Below are 21,513 nucleotides of genomic sequence, written 5' to 3'. Positions count from 1 at the left end.
GCGCGCCAGTCCTAACCGCAGGCCGTGCCCGTCCTCGACCTCCTCGACCTGCCCGCCGCCTGCCCGCCCGACACGCCGTGGATGGGGCTGGATCTGGGCGAGAAGACCATCGGCGTCGCCGTGTCGGATTCCACGCGCCTGATCGCCTCGCCGCTAGAGCTGATCCGCAAGTCCAAGTTCACGCAGGAAGCCGAACACCTGTTCAAGCTGATGGCGCATCGCAAGGTTTCGGCCCTGGTCATCGGCCTGCCCGCCAACATGGACGGCACCGAAGGTCCGCGCGCCCAGTCGTGCCGCGCCTTCGCCCGCAATCTGGAGCGGCTGCGGCCCGTCAACATCGCCTTCTGGGACGAGCGCCTGTCCACCAGCGCGGTCGAGCGCTTCCTGATCGAGGATCTGGACCTGAACCGCAAACGCCGCGCCCAGGTCGTGGACCGCACCGCCGCCGCCTGGATTCTGCAAGGGGCGCTGGATCGGGTTCGGGACCAGGCGACCTGGGTTTGACGGCCCTGATCGCCGGCGTCCTGCCGGTCTTTCTGATGATCGCCCTGGGCTACGGCCTCAGAAAGTCCGGCTTCCTGCCCGACGAGGCCTGGCGCCCGATCGAGAAGCTGTCGATCAACATCTTCTATCCCAGCTTCCTGATCCCCGCGATCTGGCACGCCGACCTCGCCGGCGGCGGCGCGACGGTGGCGGGGGCTGCGGCGGTGGGCGCGACCCTGATCGTGGCGGCCGCGACCCTGACGGCCAAGCCCCTGATCACACTGGACGGCCCGGCCTACACCAGCGTCTTCCAGGGCGTGATCCGCTGGAACAGCTTCGTCTTCGTGCCGGTGATCCAGTCGGTCTATGGCTCGGAAGGCACGGCGCTGGCCGCGGTCGCCATCGCCTTCATCATTCCCGTCACCAACATCGCCTGCGTCGCCGTGCTGGCGAAATGGGGTTCACTGCGCCGCGAGCCGTCGGTCGTCGGCCTGATCAAGTCGATGCTGGCCAATCCGATCCTGCTGGCCTGTCTGATCGGCCTGGCGCTGAACCTGCTACGCGTGCCGCTGATCCCGGGCCTGTCGGAGGCGATGGACCTGCTGGGCGCCGCCGCCCTGCCGTTGGGCCTGATCGTCGCCGGGGCGGGTCTGTCCTTCGCCGAGGTCAAACGCCGCCGCACCACCATCGCCGCTGTCAGCCTGGTCAAACTCGGGGTCATGCCGCCGCTGATGTGGTTCATCGCCTGGGCGCTGGGCGGCGACAGCCTGGCGCAGGGCATCGCCTTGATCTGCGGCGCCGCGCCCGGCTCGGCCGCCTCCTACATCCTGGCGCGCCAGATGGGCGGCGACGCCCCCCTGATCGCCGGCGTCATCGCCCTGACGACCGTGGGCAGCGCCGTGGTCATTCCCATCCTGCTGGCCCTGTTCCACTTCACCTGACTGGCGTTCAGGGCGAGTCACGCCTATAGCCGCGTCTCGATGACCCAGCCCGCTCAAGTCACCGATCAGACCATCCGCGACCGGCTGGTTCCGTTCCCCAAACTGCACTTCCTGGCCGCATCGGACCTCGATCCGTATGTGACGCCGCAGTTGCTGGACCTGGGCGACGCCTTCGTCGACTTCAATCGCCAGTCGTCCAAGGCCCTGGACCTGCTGCACGGGCGCACGGTCGTGAACCTGTTCTTCGAGAACTCGACCCGCACCTCCTCCTCCTTCGAAATCGCCGCCAAGCGGCTGGGCGCGGACGTCGTCACCATGCCGGTCGCCGCCTCCTCGGTGAAGAAGGGCGAAACCCTGATCGACACGGCGGTCACGCTGAACGCCATGAAGCCCGACATTCTGGTCATCCGCCACTCGGCCTCGGGCGCGGCGGAGCTGCTGAGCCAGAAGGTCGGCTGCGCCGTGGTCAACGCCGGCGACGGCCGCCACGAACACCCGACCCAGGCCCTGCTGGACCTGCTGTCCATGCGCCGCGCCTTCGGCGATGTGACCAGCCTGACCGTCGCCATCTGCGGCGACATCACCCACAGCCGCGTGGCCCGCTCCAATGTCGCCCTGCTACAGATGATGGGCGCGCGCGTCCGCCTGATCGGCCCGCCGACCCTGGTGCCCGGCGACGCGGACCGCTGGGGCTGCGAGGTCTTCCATGACATGCGCGAGGGTCTGAAAGGCTGCGACGTAGTCATGATGCTGCGGCTTCAACTGGAGCGGATGGCCGGCGCCCTGGTCCCCTCGACCCGCGAATATTTCCGCTTCTGGGGCCTGGATCGCGAGAAGCTGGCCTGGGCCAATCCCGGCGCCCGGGTCATGCACCCCGGGCCCATGAACCGCGGCGTCGAGATCGATTCCGACGTGGCCGACGACCTGGACGTCTCGCTGATCCAGGATCAGGTCGAGATGGGCGTCGCCGCCCGCATGGCCGTGCTGGCCTCACTCTCCGCCCGTTGGGGAGACGCCCGATGACCACCGTCGCCATCATCAACGCCCGCCTGCTGGACCCCGCTACGGACTACGACGGCCCCGGCGGCCTGCTGATCCAGGACGGTTCCATCAGCCGCGTGATCCACGGCCCGACGCCGGACCTGGCGGCGGATCAGATCATCGACGCCGACGGCCTGTGCCTCGCGCCCGGCCTGATCGACATCCGGGTCAAGACCGGCGAACCCGGCGCCGAGCCCAAAGAGACGCTGAAGTCCGCCAGCCTGGCCGCCGCCGCTGGGGGCGTGACCACCATCGTGGTTCAGCCCGACACCGACCCCGCCGTCGACGACCCGGCGATGATCGACTTCATCCAGCGTCGCGGCGCGGCCCTGAACCTCGTCAATGTCCGCGCCGCCGGCGCCGCAACCAAGGCCTTGGACGGCCAGCGCATGGCCGAAATCGGCCTGATGGACGAGGCCGGCGCCCTGTATTTCACCGACGGCGACAAGGTCATCGTCAACAGCCGCACCCTGCAACGGGTGATGAGCTACGCCGCAGCCTTCAACGCCCTGATCGCCTGCCGACCGGCCGACCCCTGGCTGACGGAAGGCGCGGTCGCCGCCTCCGGCGAACTGGCCACGCGCCTGGGCCTGTCCGGCAGCCCCGCCATCGCCGAGCGGATCGGGCTGGAGCGCGACCTGGCCCTGGTCGAACAGACCGGCGCGCGGTTCCTGGTGGATCAGATTTCGACCGAGGGCGCCCTGGACACCCTGGCCCGCGCCCGCGCCAAGGGGCTGGAGGTCGCCGTCAGCGTCTCGATCAACCACCTGTGCTTCAACGAGGTGGACATCGGCGATTACCGCACCTTCTACCGGCTGGACCCGCCGCTGCGCTCGGAGGCCGACCGCCAGGCCCTGATCGAAGCCGTGCGCGAAGGCCTGATCGACGTCATCACCTCCGCCCACGCCCCCGCCCCAGCCGAGGACAAGCGCCGGCCCTTCGCCGAGGCCGCGCCCGGCGCCATCGGCTTAGAGACCCTGCTGCCCGCCGCCCTGACCCTGCACCACGAAGACGGCCTGGACCTGCTCGACGTGCTGCGTCCGCTGACCCATGGGCCCGCCGCCCTGCTCGGCCTCGACGCGGGCGTCCTGGCCGAGGGCGCACCCGCCGACGTCATCCTGTTCGACGCCGGCGCGCCCGTCATCATCGACGCGGACGCCCTTCACTCCAAATCCAAGAACTCACCCTTCGACGGCCGCCGGCTTCAGGGCAAGCTGATCGGAACCTGGGTGGGCGGTCGCAAGGTCTTCTAAGGCACAGATCAGCGCGGCCGCGCGCACGTCGCGGCCTTGGCCACCTCGGCGCCCAGCACCGATTTGACGGCCAGCGGCGTATCGGTGGCGATCACGGTGACGCCTTGGCGCACCAGATCGCGGTATTCCGATACGTCCCCGTCGGAGGCGTAGCGGTCGTCACGGCGCACGCCCTCGGCGCCCAGTGTGCCGAACTGAACCTCGACGCCGGCCTCGCGCAGGGCGCGCCAAAGCGCAGGACGCTCCTCGCGCGTGCCGGTCCAGGCCAGGATCTGCGCCGGGTTCAGCCCGCTCAGATCCTCCACACCGCTTAGCCCGGCTGAGATCATCATCTCCGGCGCCATGGCCGCCACCGCCCGCGCGTCGGCGTCGTTATAGGTGATCAGGATCACCCGGTTTCCGGCCCGCGACTGACGCACCTGATCGATCACCGCTCGCGCCAGATCGACCGTGGTCTCGCCGTCCGCGGGTTTCAGGTCGATGCTGGCGATGGCCCCCACGCGTCCGGCGGCGTCGAGCGCCTCGCCCAGCGTCGGCGGCGCGGCGCGCGTCAGGGCGCCGTCCGACGCCTTCAGCCGCGCCTGTTTCACCTGGGCCAGCGTCAGGTCCGCGACCCGCCCGCGCCCCGTGGTCGTCCGGTCCATGGTGTCATCGTGCATCAGAACCAATTGCCGGTCCTTGGTCAGGACAGCGTCCAGTTCCAGGATCGCATTGGGGATCGCTCGGCCTGTCGCCTCGATGGCGGCGATGGAATTCTCGGGCTGGTCCAGCGCCGAAACCGCCCGGTGCGCCGAGATCGCCACGCCGCCGTCCCGCACGCAGTCGAAATAGGCCGCCATCGCCGGCCCCGATGACGGCGCAGGCGCCATCGGCGGCGCACCCACGCAACCTGTCGTCGAAAGCAGCAGCAGGGTCGCGGCGGCGGCGGAAATACGGGTCATGGATCGGCTCCGGAAAGACGCGCGGACCAAACGCTGCGCCGATCATCGGGTCAAGAGGTCGGATCGCCCTTGCTCCCGACCGCCCCGCGACGCATTTTGCCGCAACGACACGCGGGGAGCGAATCAACGTGCAGGATCTAGTGGCCCCGGCTCTCGGGACCTTGGCGCTGGTGGCGCTGGGCGGCTATCTGCTCGGCTCGACTCCGTTCGGCGTGGTGATCACACGTGCAGCCGGCGCCGGCGACGTGCGCAACATAGGCTCGGGCAATATCGGCGCGACCAATGTCCTTCGCACCGGGCGCAAGGATTTGGCCCTGGCCACCCTGCTGCTGGACGCCGGCAAGGGCGCGGTCGCCCTGCTGATCGCCCGTCATCTGTTCGGCAGCGAGCTGGCCGGCGCCATCGCCGGCGGCGCGGCCTTCCTGGGACACCTGTTTCCCGTCTGGCTGGGCTTCAAGGGCGGCAAGGGCGTCGCCACCTTTTATGGCCTGTTGCTGGCTGCCGCCTGGCCGCTGGGCCTGATGGCGGGGGCGGTCTGGCTGCTCTGCGCCTTCCTGTTCCGCTATTCATCGCTGGCGGCGCTCATCTCATCGGCGACCGCGCCTCTGCTGGCGCTTCTGCCGCTCGCCGTCGTCGGCTTGCCGGTCAGCCTGCCCATCCTCGCCCTGACCGTGTTCGCCGCCGTCCTGATCTGGGTTCGACATCACCAGAACATCGCCCGGCTGCTGAAGGGCGAGGAACCGCGCATCGGGGCCAAGAAGGCGTGAGCCTGGACCCGGCCGAACGCTTCGCCCGGCTGCGGCTCGCTCGCACCGACCGCATCGGCCCCGTCGCCTTCGCTCAACTGATCGGCCGCTACGGCTCGGCCCTCAGTGCGCTGGACGCGTTGCCCAATCTGGTGCGCAAGTCCGGCTCCGCCTCCGTTCCGCCCCCCGTAGAGACGGTCGAACGCGAGATCGCCGCCGGCGACGCCATCGGCGCCCGCCTGCTGGTGCTGGGCGATCCCGACTATCCCGAGATGCTCGCCGCGCTGGACCCGCCGCCGCCGATCCTGTGGACGCGGGGTCGCGTCGATCTGCTGAACCAGCCCTCGGTCGCCATCGTCGGCGCCCGCATCGCCTCGGCGGGCGGTCAGCGGATCGCACGCGGTCTGGCGCAGCAACTCGGTCAGGCCGGTCATGTCGTCGTCTCAGGCATGGCGCGCGGCATCGACGCCGCCGCCCACGGAGGCGCCTTGGCGACCGGGACTGTCGCGGTCCTGGGCGGCGGGGTGAACGACATCTATCCGTCCGAACACGCCGACCTCTACGCCCGTCTGACGGACCAGGGCTGCGTCGTCTCCGAAAGCCCAGTCGGCGCCCGCGCCCAGGCACGCGACTTCCCGCGCCGCAACCGCATCATCTCCGGCCTGTCGCGCGGGGTGGTGGTCGTTGAAGCCGAGGTCCGGTCCGGTTCCCTGATCACCGCCCGTCTCGCCGCCGAACAGGGCCGCGATGTCTTCGCCGTGCCCGGATCGCCGCTGGATCCCCGCGCGCGCGGGCCCAACGAACTGCTGCGCCAGGGCGCCATCCTGTGCGAGGGGATCGAAGACATCGACCGCGCCTTCAACACCCTGCGCACCCTGCGCGAGCCACCCGCCGATCCGATGCGATTCGACGGCGACATCGACGACGCCTTCCTCGACCGCGTCGCCGTCCTGCTGTCGCCGACACCCACCCCACGCGACGAGATCGCCCGCGCCCTCAACGCTCCGGTGTCCCAGGTCGCCGCCGCCCTGCTGGAGCTCAGCCTGACCGGCCGCGCCGACCTGCTGCCCGGCGGTCTCGCTTCGCTCTAGGCCGGCGGATGACCCGCCACCGTCGCCGCCTGTTCCAGCAAGCCGGCCAGCCGCACGTCGCCCTCGTCCCGCGCCAGCCGCGCCATTTCCAGCGCCATGGCGCCGATGTATTCCCGCGTCGGAAAGGCCGCCGCTTCGATATGCGCCTGGCGATCCGTTTCGCAGGCCGATTGAGGGTGCGCCGTCGCCATGATCGTCTCCGTTGCCAAGAACACAATCTAACCGCGCTTCATTAAAACACAACTACCTTGGGATGTAAGACGACAGGTGCGATTGACTCACGGCTCCGCTCCAACCACGTTCGCGCCCCTTCCCGAGACCGGACCGTTATGAACCTCGTCATCGTCGAGAGCCCCGCAAAGGCCAAGACCATCAATAAGTATCTGGGCTCGGACTACGAGGTCCTGGCCTCGTACGGCCACGTCCGCGATTTGCCGTCCAAGGACGGCTCGGTCCTGCCAGACGACGACTTCTCCATGCACTGGGAAGCCGACGCCAAGGGCGCCAAACGCCTGTCCGAAATCGCCGAGGCCGCCAAGCGCGCCGATCGCGTCATCCTGGCGACCGACCCCGACCGCGAAGGGGAAGCCATCAGCTGGCACGTGCTGGAGGTGCTGAACAAGAAGAAGGCGCTGAAGGAAACAGAGGTCCAGCGCGTCACCTTCAACGCCATCACCAAGTCCGCCGTGCTCGACGCCATGGCCAATCCGCGTCAGATCGACATGGAGCTGGTCGAGGCCTATCTGGCCCGCCGCGCGCTGGACTACCTCGTCGGTTTCACCCTCTCGCCGGTCCTGTGGCGCAAGCTGCCGGGCGCCCGCTCGGCCGGCCGCGTCCAGTCGGTGGCGCTGCGCATCGTCGTCGATCGCGAGATGGAGATCGAAAAGTTCAAGGCTCAGGAATACTGGTCCATCGAAGCCGACCTGAACGCCGACAGCCCGCCCTTCACCGCTCGCCTGGTCAAGCACGCCGGCAAGCGCATTCAGCGTCTGGACATCAAGGACGAGGCGACGGCTTCCGCCGCCCGCGCGGCCATCGCCGCCGGCGACTTCACCATCAATGCGGTGGAGAAGAAGCCCGTCCGCCGCAATCCGGCCCCGCCCTTCACCACCTCGACCCTGCAGCAGGAGGCGGCGCGCAAGCTCGGCTTCTCGGCCCAGCGTACCATGCAGGCGGCGCAGAAACTGTACGAGGGGGTCGACGAGACCGGCGGCCTGATCACCTATATGCGGACCGACGGCGTTCAGACCACGCCCGAGGGCATCGCCCAGGCGCGCGAGGTCATCAACCAGGCGTTCGGCCCGGCCTTCGTCCCGCAAGAACCGCGCTATTACAAGACCAAGGCCAAGAATGCTCAGGAAGCGCACGAAGCGATCCGGCCGACCAACATCGCGCGCCATCCCGACAGCCTGCGCCTCGAATCCGATCTTCAGCGCCTTTATGAGCTGATCTGGAAGCGGATGGTCGCCTCGCAGATGGAGGCGGCCCGGATGGACCGCACCACCGTCGACATCGAGACCGCCGACGGCCAGACGGGTCTGCGCGCCACCGGCCAGGTCGTCACCTTCGACGGCTTCCTCGCCGTCTATGAGGAAGGCCGCGACGAAAAGCAGAAGGGCGCCGAAGACGACGAGAGCGACGACACCAGCCGCCTGCCCGCCCTGAAGGAAGGCGCCAAGGCCAAGGTCGACGCCATCCGCACCGATCAGCATTTCACCGAACCGCCCCCGCGCTATTCGGAAGCCACCCTGGTCAAGAAGCTGGAAGAGCTGGGCATCGGTCGCCCCTCGACCTACGCCTCGACCCTGTCGACCCTGCGCGACCGCGAATATGTCCGCGTCGACAAGAACCGCTTCTATCCCGAGGATAAGGGACGGCTGGTCACGGCCTTCCTGGAGCAGTTCTTCAAGAAGTGGGTCGAATACGACTTCACCGCCGCGCTGGAGACCCAGCTCGACGAGGTTTCGGCCGGTCAGTTGGACTGGAAGGTGCTGCTGCGCAACTTCTGGCAGGACTTCCACGCCGCGACGCAAGCCGCCGGCGAACTGCGCACCACCGCCATTTTGGACGCCCTGAACGAAAGCCTCGGCGCCCACATCTTCCCGGACAAGGGCGACGGGACCGATCCGCGCGAGTGCCCCCTGTGCCACCAGGGCCAGCTCAGCCTGAAGACCAGCCGCTTCGGCGCCTTCATCGGCTGCGACCGCTATCCGGAGTGCAAATACACCCGCCCCGTCGCCAGCCCGTCGGCTGAGGACGGCTCGGCCGAGAGCGGCGACCGCGAACTGGGCGTCGATCCGGAAACGGGCCAGCCGGTCCAACTGAAGATCGGCCGTTTCGGCCCCTATGTCGAAATCACCCCGCCCGAGGGCGACAAGCCCAAACGCTCGTCCCTGCCCAAAGGCTGGTCGCCGGCCTCCCTGACGCTGGACCAGGCCTTGCGCCTTCTGGCCTTGCCGCGCGAGGTCGGGGTCCACCCCGAGGACGGCAAGATGATCACGGCGGGCCTGGGTCGTTACGGACCCTTCGTCCTGCACGCCGGGACCTACGCCAATGTCTCGGACATCGACGAGGTGTTCGAGGTCGGCCTGAACCGCGCCGTCGCCCTGCTGGCCGAGAAGCGCGCCGGTCGTCCCGGTCGCGGCGCGGCCACAGCCCCGCTGAAGGACCTGGGCGCGCACCCGGAAACGGGCGAGCCGATCCACGTCATGGCCGGTCGCTTCGGGCCCTACGTCAAATCCGGCAAGATCAACGCCACCCTGCCGAAGGGCACGGCGCCCGAAGACCTGACCCTGGAAGACGCCCTGCCTCTTCTGGCCGCCAAGGCCGGCGCCGCGCCCAAGAAGAAGGCGCCCGCCAAGAAGGCCGCCGCCCCGAAAAAGGCCGCCGCCAAGAAACCTGCCGCCAAAAAGGCTCCGGCGAAGAAGGCCAAAGCCAAAGCCGAAGACTGATCCCTCTCCCGTTGGGAGAGGGCTTGAGCGCCCGAGAGCGTCAGCGATCGGCCTTCGCGCGAAAGGGTGAGGGTCGCGGTGTTGCGAACTAGCCCACCGCCCGACCCTCACCCGACCCTTCGGGCCACCTCTCCCAACGGGAGAGGGAAAGGATCGTGCATGGCGCGAATCCCCCCCGCGCCCTATCTTCGCCTGCTCATGCCCATCCGCCGCCTTTCCCCCGAAACCGTCAACCGCATCGCCGCCGGCGAGGTGGTCGAGCGGCCGGCCAGCGCCATCAAGGAACTGGTGGAGAACGCCCTGGACGCCGGCGGCCGCAATATCGAGATCCAGGTCGACGGCGGCGGCCTGTCGCGCATCCTGATCGCCGACGACGGCAAGGGCATTCCGCGCGAGGAACTGCCGCTGGCCATCGAACGCCACGCCACGTCCAAGCTGGAGCCCGACGACGCCGGCGACGTGGACCTGCTGCGCATCCACACCCTGGGCTTCCGGGGCGAGGCCCTGCCCTCGATCGGCTCGGTCGCCCGCCTGTCGATCACCACCCGCTCGCGTGACGAGACCGACGCCTGGGCCATCACGGTCGAGGGCGGCGAGACCCGGCCCCTGGCCCCCGCCCCCTTCCCCGGCCCGCACGGCGCGCGGGTCGAGGTGCGCGACCTCTTCTACGCCACCCCCGCCCGGCTCAAGTTCATGAAGTCCGAGCGGTCCGAGGCCATGGCCATCTCGGAAGAGATCAAGCGCCAGGCCATGGCGCACGAGGCCGTCGCCTTCACCCTGTCGCTGGACGGCAAGGTCACCCTGCGCCTGCCCGCCGAACATCTCGGCGACGAAGGCCGTCTGAAGCGGCTGTCCGCCCTGCTCGGTCGCGACTTCGAGGCCAACGCCCTGCTGATCGATCAGGCGCGCGACGGCGTGCGCCTGTCCGGCTATGCGGGCCTGCCCACCTATTCGCGCGGCAATGCGGCGCATCAGTATCTGTTCGTCAACGGCCGCCCGGTGAAGGACCGGCTGCTGCAGGGGGCGCTGCGCGGCGCCTACGCCGACTTCCTGGCGCGCGACCGGCATCCGGCCGCCGTCCTCTTCCTCGACATCGATCCGCTCTATGTCGACGTCAACGTCCATCCGGCCAAGGCCGAGGTCCGGTTCCGCGATCCGGCCCTGGTGCGCGGCCTGATCGTCGGCGCCCTGCGCCACGGGCTCCACGCCGCCGGCCACCGCGCCAGCACAACCGTCGCCGCCGACGCCCTTTCCGGCTTCCAGCCCCACACCGGCGTCGCCTACAGCCCCAGCGCCCCGTCGGCGCAAGGCTTCAGCGGCTGGACCGGCTGGTCCCAGCCCGCCGCCGCCGCGCAAGTCCTGCCCGGCCTCAACGAACGCAGCGCCCGCGTCGAGCCGTCATGGGACGGCCCCTCATGGCCGTCGCAACCCTCCGATGCCGCCTCGATCAGTCACGAGTCACGATTCACCGCTCACGCCCCCGCCGACCCCCTCGACTACCCCCTGGGCGCCGCGCGGGGTCAGCTCCACGCCAACTATATCGTCGCCCAGACCCGCGATGGCTTGGTCATCGTCGATCAGCACGCGGCGCACGAGCGGCTGGTCTATGAGCGGATGAAGGCCCAGATGGCCGAGGGGGCCGTGACCCGCCAGGCCCTGCTGACGCCCGAAGTGGTCGATCTGGACCCGGCCGAGGCCGAACGCGTCGCCTCGCGCGCCGAGGAACTGGCCGAGATGGGCCTGATCGTCGAGGCCTTCGGCGCCGGCGCCGTCCTGGTGCGCGAGACCCCGGCGATGCTGGGCGATACGGACGTTCAGGGCCTGATCCGCGACATCGCCGACGATCTGTCCGAACACGGCCAGGCCCTGTCGCTCAAGGAACGCCTCGCCGCCATCTGCGGCACCATGGCCTGCCACGGCAGCGTCCGCTCAGGCCGCGTCCTCTCGGCGCCGGAGATGAACGCCCTTCTCCGCCAGATGGAAGCCACCCCGCATTCGGGCCAGTGCAACCACGGGCGGCCGACCTATGTGGAGCTCAAGCTGCATGACCTGGAGAAGCTCTTTGGAAGACGGTGAGTTAAATCAAGTTCGGCGACGCTCCGCATCATTATCGCAGGATGTCCAAATAACGTTTGAACAAACAGTGAGACACGCTTGAAGACAGCGTAATCTTGACGGTGTACAACCACTAACGCAAAAATGGATCTGAATTCGAAAGGTAATGGGGAAATATCGAGGTGGTTTTGACACAGACTGGCTGGATTCCTGCGGCAGTCATCGCTGCACTGGTCTCTGCTATCGTGGCTTTTGCAGGCTTTGTGCTAACCAAAGAAGCTAAAATCTCAGAATTTCGACAAGCTTGGATTGACGGCCTTCGTGCTGAAATCTCTGATCTTTTAGCACTTTTCTGGTCGATTCACTACGCCCTAAGCATCGCCAAAACTGACGACGACGTCGCTATTGCTAAAGCCGTCTCTGCCTCTTCAGAACTATACCGTCTAAGAGCCAAGATACGACTAAGACTAAATAACTTGGAAATTGACAGTGCCCGCATCAATCAAAGCATTGACGATCTTCCAGGAATGCAGCCCGGCACGAGCGCAGGACTTCTCGACTATCAAGCAGTCAAACGATCATCACAGGCTGTCATTGATGCGGCATCTGTTGTGCTGAAATCGGAATGGAAACGAGTAAAACGCGGCGAGCCAGCGTTTGTGATCGGACGCTGGGTTGCGGGATTATTCATGTTAGTACTTGTCTCTGCTGTCATCTGGAGCATTTTTCACTCGTTTCTGACCGGAACTGCTATTGAAAAAAATAAAGACATGGCCGCGTCTGCGGAGATGCGGGTATCGGAAACCAATGTCTCCGTCCCTGTGAATGTGACTGTCGGTGAACATCCGGCCCGGTAGACGATGGAAGAAATTTATGGCGGATCAACCAGATAAGACCTCCATCCTTTTCGTCTGCCTCGGCAACATCTGTCGCTCGCCCCTCGCCGAGGCCGCCCTACGCGCCGAGGCGGAGCGGCTCCGTCTCGACCTGATCGTCGATTCCGCCGGGACCGGGAACTGGCATGCGGGCGAGCCGCCGGACCCACGGGCGCAGGCGACGGCGCGGCGGCATGGGGTCGAGATTTCGGGGTTGAAGGCGCGGCAGGTGACGCAGGCGGACTTTCGCCGCTTCACCCATGTGATCGCCCTGGACCACGAGAACCTGAAAAACCTGCGCCGCCTGCGGCCCGACGACGCGACCGCCGAACTCAGCCTGCTGCTCGACCACGTCCCCGGCCGCGAGGGCCAGGCCGTCGCCGACCCCTATTTCGGCGACGGCGAAGGGTTCGAGGTCACCTGGGCCGAGGTGACGGCCGCCGCGCGCGGCCTGGTCGCCAAGCTGTAACCCTCCCCTCTCCCGTTGGGAGACGGGCAGCGTCGCCTCACTCCGCTGTCGGCGAAACCTTCAGGAACAGCACCCTGGCTGCGCCATAGTCGCGCGCGTCCAGCCGCTGATAGCCGGGCGTGTCGATCTCCGGCTCGTCCGACCCGCGCTCGAACACCACCAGGGCGCCGGGCTTGAGCCAGCTTCCCTCGATCAGCCGCGCCAGCGTCTGCTCCCCCAGCCCCTTGCCGTAGGGCGGGTCCAGAAACGCCAGGTCGAACGCCTCGGCGATCGGGCCGGGCCGCACGCCCAGGTCCGTCGCGCTCCTGCGATGCACCCGCGTGCGTCCCATCAGCCCATAGGCGTCGGCGTTCTCGCGGATCGCGCCGCGCGCCCCGTCGTCCGTCTCGACAAACAGGCAGAAGCCCGCCCCCCGGCTGACCGCCTCGAACCCCAGGGCGCCCGAACCGGCGTACAGGTCGATGACCCGCAAGCCTTGCAGGCTCTCACCCCAGGCGGCGTGTTCCAGCACGTTGAACACGGCCTGGCGCGCGCGGTCCGAGGTCGGGCGCGTGCCCTGCCCCTCCGGCGCGACGATGGCCCGGCCCTTCAGGCTTCCGGCGACGATCCGCATCAGGCCGCTCCGCCAAAGCGCCGACCGACCCAGACCCGGCCGGCGATCAGCAGCCCCAGCGCCAGCGCCGTCACGGCCGCCAGCAGCCCCACGCCCCGCGCCATCAGGAAGAAGCTCAGCGCGCAGGCCAGCCCCGGCATCAGGGCATGGGTCACGACCACCGTGGCGCGCACCGCCCAATGCGGTCGCGGCCGGATCGCATCGGTCACGAAGGCGGCCCAGCCATAGGCGCCGGCGTGCATCACGCCGACCAGCGCCACCAAGCTCAGATAGATCCACGCCCCCTCGCCGTTGCGCGGCTGCTCGTACAGCAGGGTCGTGGCGAACGGCATCAACACCACCCCGGCCAGCGCCAGCATGTTGAACAGCATCACCCCGTTGCTGAAGCCGGTCATGCGAGCGAACACCCGCCGATGCGTGTTCCAGAAGACGCCGATGATGGCGAAGCTGAGCGCAAAGGCGGTGAACATCGGCCACCGCTCGGCCCACAGGCTGGCCCACTGCCCGTTCCAGCCTTCGGGCACATGCAGTTCGATGGCCAGCAGGGTGATGGCGATGGCGAACACCCCGTCCGAGAACAGCAGCAGCCGTTCCAGGCTGTGATCGCCCTTCGCCGGACTCAGGTCCGCTGTCGTCGTCGTCATCGCCATTCCCCCTGTCGCAACCCTTGTCGTCAATCCTGCGGCGGCGCGAACTGCGTCCACAACTCGTCCGTCGTCAGGCGCGGCCGCTCGCCCGCCAGCGCATAGGTCGCCGGCTTGCTCTCGATGCAGAACTCGTCCTCAAGGGCGAAGACCGACGGATCGTCGAACGCCTGGGCCGAAACCATGGTGATCGCCCCGTCGTTGGATCGCCAGAACAGGCCCGTCCCGCAGGCGGGACAGAACTGCCGCGTCGCCCAGTCGGACGACACATAGGTCGCCACCTCGCCCGTGACCTCCACGCTGTCGCCGCAGTCCACGCTGAACAGGATGCCGCCCGACTGCCGCCGGCAGGTCGGGCAGTGGCAGGCGTGCATCCCGCCGTTCGGCGTCGCGGTGAAGGTGACGGCGCCGCACAGGCACCGCCCGGTCGAGATCGTCATCGCTCAGTCCTCGGCGGCGATCCTCAGCGGGGCGTGCGCGGCTTGCCGCCTGGCCCGCGTCCGCTCGTTCCAGACGGACCGGCCGGCTTGCCGGCGCCGCCCGTGCGAGGCTTGAAGTCGCGGCCGCTGCTCGGCTTTCCGCCGGGACCGCCTGCGCGGGGGCCGGAGCCGGCGCGTCCCGCCGGTTTGGCGCCGGGCTTGCCGCGCCGATCGTCGATGAACTGGTCGTCGCGCGGCTTGAAGGCGCGCTTGGGCCGGTCGCCATCCTCACGCGCCGGGCGGTCGCTGGCGGGCGTGGTGCGTTCGCGCGGCTTGAAGCTCTTGGAATGCTCAAACCTAGGCGCGGCCTTGGCCCAGCCTTCCTTCTTGGGCGGACGCTCGCGGCGCTCGACCGCATCGGCCTGGGCCGTCTCGGCGGCGCGGACGCGGCTGGGCTTGCGCGACGGGTCCGACATGGCCGAACCCGACCGGCCCTTGACGATGGGCGTCGAGACCCGACGGCCGGGGATGGGCGCGGGCGTTTCGACCGTATTGCCGGTCGGCAGGTTCTCGGGCCGGATGTAGTCGGCCAGCAGCTCGCGGATCACGCGCGGCCCGACCTCTTCCACCGATCCGACCGGCAGCACGTCCAGGCGGAACGGGCCGTAGGCCAGGCGGATCAGCCGGTTGACCGTCAGGCCGACGGACTCCAGCACCTTCCTGACTTCGCGGTTCTTGCCCTCGGTGATCGACACCGAGATCCACAGGTTCGCCGGCGCCTTGCCGTCCTCGGACTTGGACTCCTTGGCCTTGTCCAGCTTGGCCTCGATGGGACCATAAGAGACGCCGTCCACGACCACGCCGTCCTTGAGCGCGTCTAACTGCTCCTGGGTGATCTTGCCCCGCGCCCGCGCCCGGTACTGACGCACAAGCGAGGTCGATGGCAGCTCCAGCGCCCGGCTCAGCTCGCCGTCGTTGGTCAGCAGCAGCAGGCCTTCGGTCGCCAGGTCCAGCCGCCCGACCGAAATCACGCGCGGCAGACCGGCCGGCAGGGCGTCGAACACCGTCGGTCGTCCCGTCGGATCGCTGTGGCTGGTCAACAGGCCCGCCGGCTTGTGATAGCGCCAGACCCGCGTGGCCTGGGTCGAGCCGATGGGCTTGCCGTCCACCGTGATCACGTCGTCGCGCGTCACCAGGGTCGCGGGCGTATCCAGGATGCGGCCGTTGACCGCCACCTTGCCCAGGCCGATCAGCCGCTCGACCTCGCGGCGCGAGGCGATGCCGGCGCGGGCCATGGTCTTGGCGATTCGCTCAGCGCGCAGAGGCGTGTCCGGCGTCTTGGACTTGCCGTCCTTGCCGCCCCCATCGCTGCGCGGCTTGTCGGTGCGGGGCCGGTCGCTGCGCGGCTTGTCGCTGCGTGGGCGGTCGGCCTTGTCGCCGAACCGCTTGGCGCCGTCTTCGCGAGGGCCGCGCGGCTTGTCGCCGAATGATCTCGTCCCGTCGCCGCTCTTGCGGGGACCGGAGGATTTAAAGGGCCGGGGCGACCGTTCGTCTTGACGGGCGCGGGGCTTCTTGTCGTTGTCGTCTGTATGGCGGACCATGATGAGCGGTTCATGCGCATGGCGCTGGACCAAGCGCAAGCGGCGGCGGACGCAGGAGAGGTGCCCGTGGGCGCAATTCTTGTCGATCCCGCCTCAGGTGAGGTAATTTCGACCGGCGCCAATGGTCCGATTGCAGCTCGCGACCCCACCGCCCATGCCGAGATCGTCGCCATGCGGCGCGCGGCGACGGCGCTGGACAACTATCGCCTTACCGGCCTGACCCTCTATGTGACGCTGGAGCCCTGCGCCATGTGCGCCGGCGCCATAAGCCACGCCCGCATCGGCCGCGTGGTCTGGGCCGCCGACGATCCCAAGGGCGGCGCCGTCATCCACGGCCCGCGTCTGTTCGAACAACCCACCTGCCACTGGCGCCCGACCACGGACTCAGGCCTTCTGGCGGGCGAGGCGTCGTCACTGCTCAAATCCTTCTTCCGTCAAAGACGGGGAACGGCGACAGGCGGCGCACGTTAGAACGCCGCGAAAAGCTGCGCCGTTGGGCGGGGCCGTGGAGGGAAAAGACCTTGTTCAAGCCGGATCTGCCGCAGTCGATCGTGTTCAGCGGCTTGGCCGCCCTGGCCCTCCTCACCGCCTGCGGCGCCGATCCCGACAAGGCTCCGCGCACCGGCGACGAGGTCAAGGAACGCGCCATCCAGGCCCAGACCGCCCGCCAGCGCACCGGCGCCGAAATCCAGGACCGCACCCTGAACCGCGTCGTCCACACCGTCTATCTGTGCGACAATGGCGAGCGCCTGTCGGTCGATTTCGACAACCCGCGTCAGATGGCCACCATCCGCAACTCTTCCGGCGAGGCCATCGACCTGTATCAGGAACGCGCCGCCGACGGCATATGGTACCGCGCCTCCAACGTCGAACTGCGCGGCAAGGGCGTCCTCGCCACCTGGTCCGTCGAAGGCCGCCAGCCGACGGAATGCCGAGCGGTCGACTAAGTGAAGGCCGCTAACCGTCGATCCAGACTCTGGCGCACCGAGGGCCAGTTGTCGACGATGACGGCGAACATGGCGGTGTCGCGCGCCCGACCGGTCCAGGTGATCTTGTGCTTGCGCATGACGCCTTCGGCCTTGGCGCCTAGTTTGAGGATGGCGGCCTGGCTCTGGGCGTTAACCGCGTCTGTGATGATCTCGACCCGCACAGCGCCCGCGTCGAAGGCATGACCCAGCAGCAGCCGTTTGCAGGCCGGGTTGATCGCCCCGCCCCGCGCCTCGGGCCGATAGAAGGTCGAGCCGATCTCGCAGCGGCGATAGGCGGGGTTGATCTCATACAGGCTCGTCGTCCCGACCACCGCCCCGTCCGAGCGCCGCCGCACCGCATAGGCGATCCGCGTCTGCGCCTGCATCGCCGCCATCGCGGTGTTCCACCACGCCTCGAAATGATCGCCATAGGCGGGCGCGACCATGATGCTCCAGGCCTCGGGATCGCAATCCAGCGCGGCCTTGACCTCGGCTTTCAATCCTTCCTCGAACGGCTCGAGCCTCACGAAGCGATCCTCCAGAGGGACCGGGGCGATCCGCATCACGCGGTCGCGCCTTCCTCGATCAGGAAGGCCCGCACCTTGGCCGCATCCACGCCCTTGGCGACGAAGGCCTGGCCGATGCCGCGCGCCAGGATCAGGGTCAGCGCCCCGCCCTCGGCCTTCTTGTCTCCCGCCATCAAGGCCAGCAGACGATCGGCTGCAAATGATCCCGCCTGATCCAGCCGCGTCGGCAGCCCAGCCGCCGCGACCACCGTCTCGACCCGCGCCACGCCGTCCGCCGAACATAGGCCTTCACCCGCCGAATAGCGGAAGGCCATGCAGCAGCCGAGCGCCACCGCCTCGCCGTGCGCCAGCGCGCCTTCGTCGAAGCCGACCTCGGTCTCGATCGCATGGCCGAAGGTGTGACCCAGGTTCAGCAGGGCGCGTCGCCCCGCCTCCTTCTCGTCCTCGCCGACCACCGCGCTCTTGATCTCCACCGAGCGGATCACCGCCCGTTCCAGCGCCGCCGGATCGCCCCTGGCGCCCGCAGCCCCCTCGCCTGCCAGCCAGTCGAAGAAGGGCGCGTCGCAGATCAGCCCATGCTTCAGCACCTCGGCCCAGCCGGACCTCACCTGGCGTTCCGGCAGCGTGGCCAGCACGTCTATGTCCGCCAGCACCAGACGCGGCTGATGGAAGGCGCCGACCAGGTTTTTGCCGCGCGGCGTATCGATGGCCGTCTTGCCGCCAACCGACGAATCGACCTGGGCCAGCAAAGTCGTCGGAATCTGCACGAAGTCGATGCCGCGCATGAACAGCGCCGCCGCCAGACCGGCCAGATCGCCCACGACCCCGCCCCCCAGGGCGATGACCACGTCCTTGCGATCCAGACCGATCTCCAGCAGCCGGTCCAGCACCCGCTCCAGCTCGGCGAAGGACTTGGAGCCCTCGCCTGCCGGCACGGCCACGATCTCGCTGGTCACGCCCGCCGCCGTCAGCGACGCGATCAGGGTCTGGGCATGGAGACCCGCAACCGTCTCGTCGGTGACGATGACCGTCCGCCCCTTGGCCAGCGGCGCGATGTGTGCGCCGGCCTGCGCCAGCAGCCCGCGTCCCACCACGACGTCATAGGCGGCAAAGGCCCCGCCGCTGACCGGAATGATCGTCATTGCGGGGTCTCCGTGCGTCTTCTCTGGCGCCAGTGTCGGCGCAGGTTCTTGTGAATGGCGTCGACCGCCTGGCCGTGCGAGCCCTGCCCGACGTCCACGGTCACATCGGCCTCGCCATAGATGGGATAGCGCGCCTGAGCCAAGGTCGTCAGCACCTCCAGCGGATCCTTGCCGCGCAGCAGGGGCCGCGTGTCGCGCCGCGCCACCCGCTCCGCGATGACCGCCAGATCGGCCCTCAGCCACACGGTGTCTGCCGTGGCCTTCAGCAGCGCCCGCGTCTCCGGGTTCATCATCGCCCCGCCGCCGGTCGCCAGGACGATGGGCGGCCCCTCCAGCAGGCGGCGGATCACCCGCGCCTCGCCCGCGCGGAACTCGGCCTCGCCCAGGGCGGCGAAGATTTCCGACACCGTCATCCCGGCCGCCGCCTCGATCTCCACATCTCCGTCCGCGAAAGGCAGTCGCAGCCGATTGGCCAGCCGACGACCGACTGACGATTTGCCCACCCCCATCAGGCCGACGAGGGCTATGGTGCGGGTCGGACCCGGATTCGCGCGCCGCCTCATCCGGCGGCTCCGGCGGAACGGTCGGTCGAGAGGAAGGCGAAGGCGGCGGCGCGGGCAGGCATGATCCAGAAAACCTCTACACCAAGCCAGACCATGCGCCATCCGTTCGGCGCGCGGATCGTGCGATGACGCCCCAGATCGAGGCCTTTCTGGAGATGATGGCGGTCGAACGCGACGCCTCGCCCCATACGCTGTCCGCCTATGGCCGCGATCTGGCGGACGCGGAGATGGCGTTGTCGGACGCCGGCGGATTGATGAAGGCCGACGCCGAAGCGGTCGAGGGCTGGTTCGCGGATCTGTCGCGGCGCGGTCTATCCGCAGCCACCGCCGCCCGTCGCCGCTCGTCCGCGCGCCAGTTCTACCGCTTTGCCCTGGCCGAGGGGTGGCGCACCGACGATCCGTCGCGCCGTCTCGACGCCCCCAAACAGGGCCGATCCCTGCCCAAGGTGTTGAGCCGCGCCGAGATCGACGCCCTTCTGGCCGCCTCGGCCGCCCGTGACGCGGCGGCGGGTCTGCGCCTGGTCGCCCTGGTCGAGATGGCCTACGCCTCCGGCCTGCGGGTGTCCGAACTGCTGGGGCTGAAAGTCGAAGCCATTCGGCGCGACCCCGCCTATCTGATCGTGCGCGGCAAGGGCGGCAAGGAACGGCTCGCGCCCCTCAACGCCGCCGCCCGCGAAGCGATCAAGGCCTGGCTCGTAGCGCGCGACGCGAAGCGAAAGCCTGATGCGCCCGACAGTCCCTGGCTGTTCCCCTCCTCCGGCCGCACCGGCCATCTGACGCCGCGCCGTTTCGCCCAACTGCTGGACGAGGCCGCGATCACGGCCGGCATCGACCGGGCCCGTGTCAGCCCCCACGTCCTGCGCCACGCCTTCGCCACCCACCTGCTGGAAGGCGGCGCCGACCTGCGCGTCGTCCAGACCCTGCTGGGCCACGTCGACATCGCCACGACCCAGATCTACACCCACGTCGCCACCGATCGCCTGGCCCAGGTCGTCCACCAAAACCACCCCTTGGCGCGCGACGACTGAACCGCCGCTTGCCCGGCGGCGTTGACCTCTCTAGGTTCGCGCGCCTTCCCCAAGGGCGCTTTCGCCCGTTTGCAGTTCCCGGACGCCTTGATGGCCACGCACTATCTCGACTTCGAAAAGCCGATCGCCGATCTGGAAGCCAAGATCGAGGAGCTGTCGCTGCTGGCCGACACCTCGGGCGACATCGACCATGAGATCGAGGGCCTGCGCAAAAAGGCCGAGCAACTGCGCAAGAAGACCTACGCCGGCCTCGACCCCTGGATGAAGACTCAGGTCGCGCGCCATCCGCAGCGTCCGCACTTCATCGATTACGTCCAGAGCCTGTTCACCGACTGGAACGAGCTTCACGGCGACCGCCAGTTCGGCGACGACCAGGCCATCCTGGGCGGCCTTGCCCGGTTCCGCGGTCGTCCAGTCGTCATCATGGGCCACGAGAAGGGTCACGACACCGCGACCCGTATCACCCACAACTTCGGCATGGCGCGGCCCGAGGGCTATCGCAAGGCGGTGCGCCTGATGGACATGGCCGAACAGTTCGGCCTGCCGGTCCTCAGCTTCATCGATACCGCCGGTGCCTATCCGGGCCTGGGCGCCGAGGAACGCGGTCAGGCCGAGGCCATCGCCCGCTCGACCGAGCGCTGCCTGACCCTGGGCGTGCCCTCCATCGCCACCATCACCGGCGAAGGCGGTTCGGGCGGCGCCATCGCCATCGCGGCGGCCAGCCGCGTGCTGATGCTGGAGCACTCGATCTATTCGGTCATCTCGCCCGAGGGCGCCGCCGGCATTTTGTGGCGCGACGGCGCGCGGGCCAAGGATGCGGCCATGGCGATGAAGATCACCGGCCCGGACCTGATGCAGCTGAAGATCGTGGACCGCCTGATCCAAGAGCCTGTCGGCGGCGCCCATACCGATCGCGACGCGGCCATGGCCAATGTCGGCGACGTTCTGGCCGAAGAGCTGAAGGGCTTCGACGGCCTGACGCCCCAGCAGATCAAGAAGCGCCGCGCGGATCGCTTCTACGCCATCGGCGCCCTCTGACGCTTGGTCGCTTTGGCCGACCAACGTTAACGCAGCATCCACCCTCGTCTGCCAAGCTCCGCCCTTCGTTAGGAGGCATCGGGGTTTGCGACCGGCCATAAGTCTATCGGCAGGCCAGAAGGGG

General features: G+C 68.6%; 23 protein-coding genes. 14 read left to right on the top strand and 9 right to left on the bottom strand.

The window, feature by feature from the left end:
* Positions 1 to 24: 24 nt before the first annotated feature.
* Genes ruvX through pyrC form a run of 4 tightly spaced genes read left to right on the top strand, consistent with a single transcriptional unit; the run spans position 25 to position 3,718 of the window.
* Positions 25 to 504, top strand: coding sequence for a Holliday junction resolvase RuvX (gene ruvX, locus PFY01_RS08025; protein ID WP_017506485.1), 480 nt, complete (start codon positions 25 to 27; stop codon positions 502 to 504).
* A complete protein-coding gene (locus PFY01_RS08020; RefSeq protein WP_271040901.1) occupies positions 501 to 1,424 on the top strand; it encodes an AEC family transporter in 924 nt (307 codons plus the stop codon). The genes ruvX and PFY01_RS08020 overlap by 4 nt, the downstream gene beginning before the upstream one ends.
* A 39-nt stretch (positions 1,425 to 1,463) precedes the next feature.
* On the top strand, positions 1,464 to 2,447 hold the full coding sequence (locus PFY01_RS08015) for an aspartate carbamoyltransferase catalytic subunit (RefSeq protein ID WP_271040900.1): 984 nt from the start codon (positions 1,464 to 1,466) through the stop codon (positions 2,445 to 2,447).
* A complete protein-coding gene (pyrC, locus tag PFY01_RS08010) occupies positions 2,444 to 3,718 on the top strand; it encodes a dihydroorotase (protein WP_271040899.1) in 1,275 nt (424 codons plus the stop codon). Before PFY01_RS08015 ends, pyrC begins: the two co-directional genes overlap by 4 nt.
* 8 nt (positions 3,719 to 3,726) lie before the next feature.
* On the opposite strand, the gene PFY01_RS08005 is transcribed toward pyrC, so the two are convergent.
* Positions 3,727 to 4,659 carry a glycerophosphodiester phosphodiesterase family protein gene (locus tag PFY01_RS08005; protein WP_271040898.1) on the bottom strand — a complete coding sequence of 311 codons (933 nt, stop codon included), beginning with the start codon at positions 4,657 to 4,659 and terminating at the stop codon, positions 3,727 to 3,729.
* A 128-nt stretch (positions 4,660 to 4,787) separates the two neighbouring features.
* Here PFY01_RS08005 and plsY point away from each other — a divergent pair, with 128 nt between their 5' ends.
* Together plsY and dprA are read left to right on the top strand one after the other, a co-directional pair.
* Positions 4,788 to 5,426 (top strand): glycerol-3-phosphate 1-O-acyltransferase PlsY, encoded by a 639-nt coding sequence (gene plsY, locus PFY01_RS08000; protein WP_271040897.1) that lies wholly within the window; start codon positions 4,788 to 4,790, stop codon positions 5,424 to 5,426.
* Positions 5,423 to 6,496 carry a DNA-processing protein DprA gene (gene dprA, locus PFY01_RS07995; protein ID WP_271040896.1) on the top strand — a complete coding sequence of 358 codons (1,074 nt, stop codon included), beginning with the start codon at positions 5,423 to 5,425 and terminating at the stop codon, positions 6,494 to 6,496. Before plsY ends, dprA begins: the two co-directional genes overlap by 4 nt.
* On the opposite strand, the gene PFY01_RS07990 is transcribed toward dprA, so the two are convergent.
* The gene (locus PFY01_RS07990) at positions 6,493 to 6,687 is read right to left on the bottom strand and encodes a hypothetical protein (RefSeq protein ID WP_271040895.1); all 195 of its coding nucleotides are present in this window, start codon (positions 6,685 to 6,687) and stop codon (positions 6,493 to 6,495) included. The two genes, dprA and PFY01_RS07990, sit on opposite strands and share 4 nt — an antisense overlap.
* Positions 6,688 to 6,825: 138 nt before the next feature.
* Here PFY01_RS07990 and topA point away from each other — a divergent pair, with 138 nt between their 5' ends.
* From topA to PFY01_RS07970, 4 genes are all read left to right on the top strand, one after another.
* Positions 6,826 to 9,447: a type I DNA topoisomerase gene (topA, locus tag PFY01_RS07985; RefSeq protein WP_271040894.1), complete on the top strand. Its 2,622-nt coding sequence runs from the start codon at positions 6,826 to 6,828 to the stop codon at positions 9,445 to 9,447.
* 198 nt (positions 9,448 to 9,645) lie between these two features.
* Positions 9,646 to 11,523: a DNA mismatch repair endonuclease MutL gene (mutL, locus tag PFY01_RS07980; RefSeq protein WP_271043042.1), complete on the top strand. Its 1,878-nt coding sequence runs from the start codon at positions 9,646 to 9,648 to the stop codon at positions 11,521 to 11,523.
* Between the two features lie 161 nt (positions 11,524 to 11,684).
* Entirely contained in the window at positions 11,685 to 12,359 is a 675-nt protein-coding gene (locus PFY01_RS07975; RefSeq protein WP_271040893.1) for a hypothetical protein, read from the top strand.
* Positions 12,360 to 12,375: 16 nt separating this feature from the next.
* Complete coding sequence (locus tag PFY01_RS07970) at positions 12,376 to 12,846, top strand: low molecular weight protein-tyrosine-phosphatase (RefSeq protein WP_271040892.1); 471 nt, start codon at positions 12,376 to 12,378, stop codon at positions 12,844 to 12,846.
* Positions 12,847 to 12,883: 37 nt separating this feature from the next.
* Here PFY01_RS07970 and rsmD read toward each other — a convergent pair whose 3' ends face one another.
* From rsmD to PFY01_RS07950, 4 genes are read right to left on the bottom strand one after another with little or no spacing between them, the layout of a single operon-like run.
* Entirely contained in the window at positions 12,884 to 13,459 is a 576-nt protein-coding gene (rsmD, locus tag PFY01_RS07965; RefSeq protein WP_055753424.1) for a 16S rRNA (guanine(966)-N(2))-methyltransferase RsmD, read from the bottom strand.
* Positions 13,459 to 14,103, bottom strand: a complete 645-nt coding sequence (locus tag PFY01_RS07960) for a TMEM175 family protein (RefSeq protein ID WP_271040891.1) — start codon at positions 14,101 to 14,103, stop codon at positions 13,459 to 13,461. Before PFY01_RS07960 ends, rsmD begins: the two co-directional genes overlap by 1 nt.
* A gap of 29 nt (positions 14,104 to 14,132) precedes the next feature.
* Entirely contained in the window at positions 14,133 to 14,543 is a 411-nt protein-coding gene (locus tag PFY01_RS07955) for a GFA family protein (protein WP_271040890.1), read from the bottom strand.
* Positions 14,544 to 14,566: 23 nt separating this feature from the next.
* Complete coding sequence (locus tag PFY01_RS07950; RefSeq protein WP_271040889.1) at positions 14,567 to 16,123, bottom strand: pseudouridine synthase; 1,557 nt, start codon at positions 16,121 to 16,123, stop codon at positions 14,567 to 14,569.
* A 12-nt stretch (positions 16,124 to 16,135) separates the two neighbouring features.
* Here PFY01_RS07950 and tadA point away from each other — a divergent pair, with 12 nt between their 5' ends.
* Positions 16,136 to 16,594 (top strand): tRNA adenosine(34) deaminase TadA, encoded by a 459-nt coding sequence (gene tadA, locus PFY01_RS07945; RefSeq protein ID WP_271040888.1) that lies wholly within the window; start codon positions 16,136 to 16,138, stop codon positions 16,592 to 16,594.
* Positions 16,595 to 16,644: 50 nt separating this feature from the next.
* A complete protein-coding gene (locus PFY01_RS07940; protein ID WP_082464998.1) occupies positions 16,645 to 17,070 on the top strand; it encodes an MliC family protein in 426 nt (141 codons plus the stop codon).
* On the opposite strand, the gene PFY01_RS07935 is transcribed toward PFY01_RS07940, so the two are convergent.
* Genes PFY01_RS07935 through PFY01_RS07925 form a run of 3 tightly spaced genes read right to left on the bottom strand, consistent with a single transcriptional unit; the run spans position 17,067 to position 19,323 of the window.
* Positions 17,067 to 17,654 (bottom strand): GNAT family N-acetyltransferase, encoded by a 588-nt coding sequence (locus tag PFY01_RS07935; protein WP_271043041.1) that lies wholly within the window; start codon positions 17,652 to 17,654, stop codon positions 17,067 to 17,069. The genes PFY01_RS07940 and PFY01_RS07935 overlap by 4 nt on opposite strands.
* Complete coding sequence (gene aroB / locus PFY01_RS07930) at positions 17,654 to 18,760, bottom strand: 3-dehydroquinate synthase (RefSeq protein ID WP_271040887.1); 1,107 nt, start codon at positions 18,758 to 18,760, stop codon at positions 17,654 to 17,656. Before aroB ends, PFY01_RS07935 begins: the two co-directional genes overlap by 1 nt.
* A complete protein-coding gene (locus tag PFY01_RS07925) occupies positions 18,757 to 19,323 on the bottom strand; it encodes a shikimate kinase (protein WP_271040886.1) in 567 nt (188 codons plus the stop codon). Before PFY01_RS07925 ends, aroB begins: the two co-directional genes overlap by 4 nt.
* Before the next feature lie 125 nt (positions 19,324 to 19,448).
* Between PFY01_RS07925 and PFY01_RS07920 the strand changes: the two genes are divergently transcribed.
* Both PFY01_RS07920 and PFY01_RS07915 read left to right on the top strand, forming a co-directional pair.
* On the top strand, positions 19,449 to 20,351 hold the full coding sequence (locus tag PFY01_RS07920; protein ID WP_271040885.1) for a site-specific tyrosine recombinase XerD: 903 nt from the start codon (positions 19,449 to 19,451) through the stop codon (positions 20,349 to 20,351).
* A 90-nt stretch (positions 20,352 to 20,441) separates the two neighbouring features.
* On the top strand, positions 20,442 to 21,389 hold the full coding sequence (locus PFY01_RS07915) for an acetyl-CoA carboxylase carboxyltransferase subunit alpha (protein WP_066554768.1): 948 nt from the start codon (positions 20,442 to 20,444) through the stop codon (positions 21,387 to 21,389).
* The last annotated feature ends 124 nt before the right edge of the window (positions 21,390 to 21,513 follow it).

The sequence above is a fragment of the Brevundimonas vesicularis genome (genome assembly GCF_027886425.1).
GTDB lineage: Bacteria > Pseudomonadota > Alphaproteobacteria > Caulobacterales > Caulobacteraceae > Brevundimonas > Brevundimonas vesicularis_C.
This window is presented reverse-complemented; position numbering and strand designations above follow the sequence as displayed.

Bases quoted from the DNA above. Each gene is read 5' to 3' on its own strand.
- PFY01_RS07925 (WP_271040886.1), bottom strand. From the start codon at position 19,323: ATGAGGCGGCGCGCGAATCCGGGTCCGACCCGCACCATAGCCCTCGTC.
- PFY01_RS07935 (WP_271043041.1), bottom strand. From the start codon at position 17,654: ATGCGGATCGCCCCGGTCCCTCTGGAGGATCGCTTCGTGAGGCTCGAG.
- PFY01_RS07955 (WP_271040890.1), bottom strand. From the start codon at position 14,543: ATGACGATCTCGACCGGGCGGTGCCTGTGCGGCGCCGTCACCTTCACC.
- PFY01_RS07960 (WP_271040891.1), bottom strand. From the start codon at position 14,103: ATGACGACGACGACAGCGGACCTGAGTCCGGCGAAGGGCGATCACAGC.
- PFY01_RS07920 (WP_271040885.1), top strand. From the start codon at position 19,449: ATGACGCCCCAGATCGAGGCCTTTCTGGAGATGATGGCGGTCGAACGC.
- PFY01_RS07970 (WP_271040892.1), top strand. From the start codon at position 12,376: ATGGCGGATCAACCAGATAAGACCTCCATCCTTTTCGTCTGCCTCGGC.
- PFY01_RS07990 (WP_271040895.1), bottom strand. From the start codon at position 6,687: ATGGCGACGGCGCACCCTCAATCGGCCTGCGAAACGGATCGCCAGGCG.
- PFY01_RS08015 (WP_271040900.1), top strand. From the start codon at position 1,464: ATGACCCAGCCCGCTCAAGTCACCGATCAGACCATCCGCGACCGGCTG.
- rsmD (WP_055753424.1), bottom strand. From the start codon at position 13,459: ATGCGGATCGTCGCCGGAAGCCTGAAGGGCCGGGCCATCGTCGCGCCG.
- mutL (WP_271043042.1), top strand. From the start codon at position 9,646: ATGCCCATCCGCCGCCTTTCCCCCGAAACCGTCAACCGCATCGCCGCC.
- aroB (WP_271040887.1), bottom strand. From the start codon at position 18,760: ATGACGATCATTCCGGTCAGCGGCGGGGCCTTTGCCGCCTATGACGTC.
- topA (WP_271040894.1), top strand. From the start codon at position 6,826: ATGAACCTCGTCATCGTCGAGAGCCCCGCAAAGGCCAAGACCATCAAT.
- pyrC (WP_271040899.1), top strand. From the start codon at position 2,444: ATGACCACCGTCGCCATCATCAACGCCCGCCTGCTGGACCCCGCTACG.
- PFY01_RS07915 (WP_066554768.1), top strand. From the start codon at position 20,442: ATGGCCACGCACTATCTCGACTTCGAAAAGCCGATCGCCGATCTGGAA.
- PFY01_RS08005 (WP_271040898.1), bottom strand. From the start codon at position 4,659: ATGACCCGTATTTCCGCCGCCGCCGCGACCCTGCTGCTGCTTTCGACG.
- PFY01_RS07950 (WP_271040889.1), bottom strand. From the start codon at position 16,123: ATGGTCCGCCATACAGACGACAACGACAAGAAGCCCCGCGCCCGTCAA.
- tadA (WP_271040888.1), top strand. From the start codon at position 16,136: ATGCGCATGGCGCTGGACCAAGCGCAAGCGGCGGCGGACGCAGGAGAG.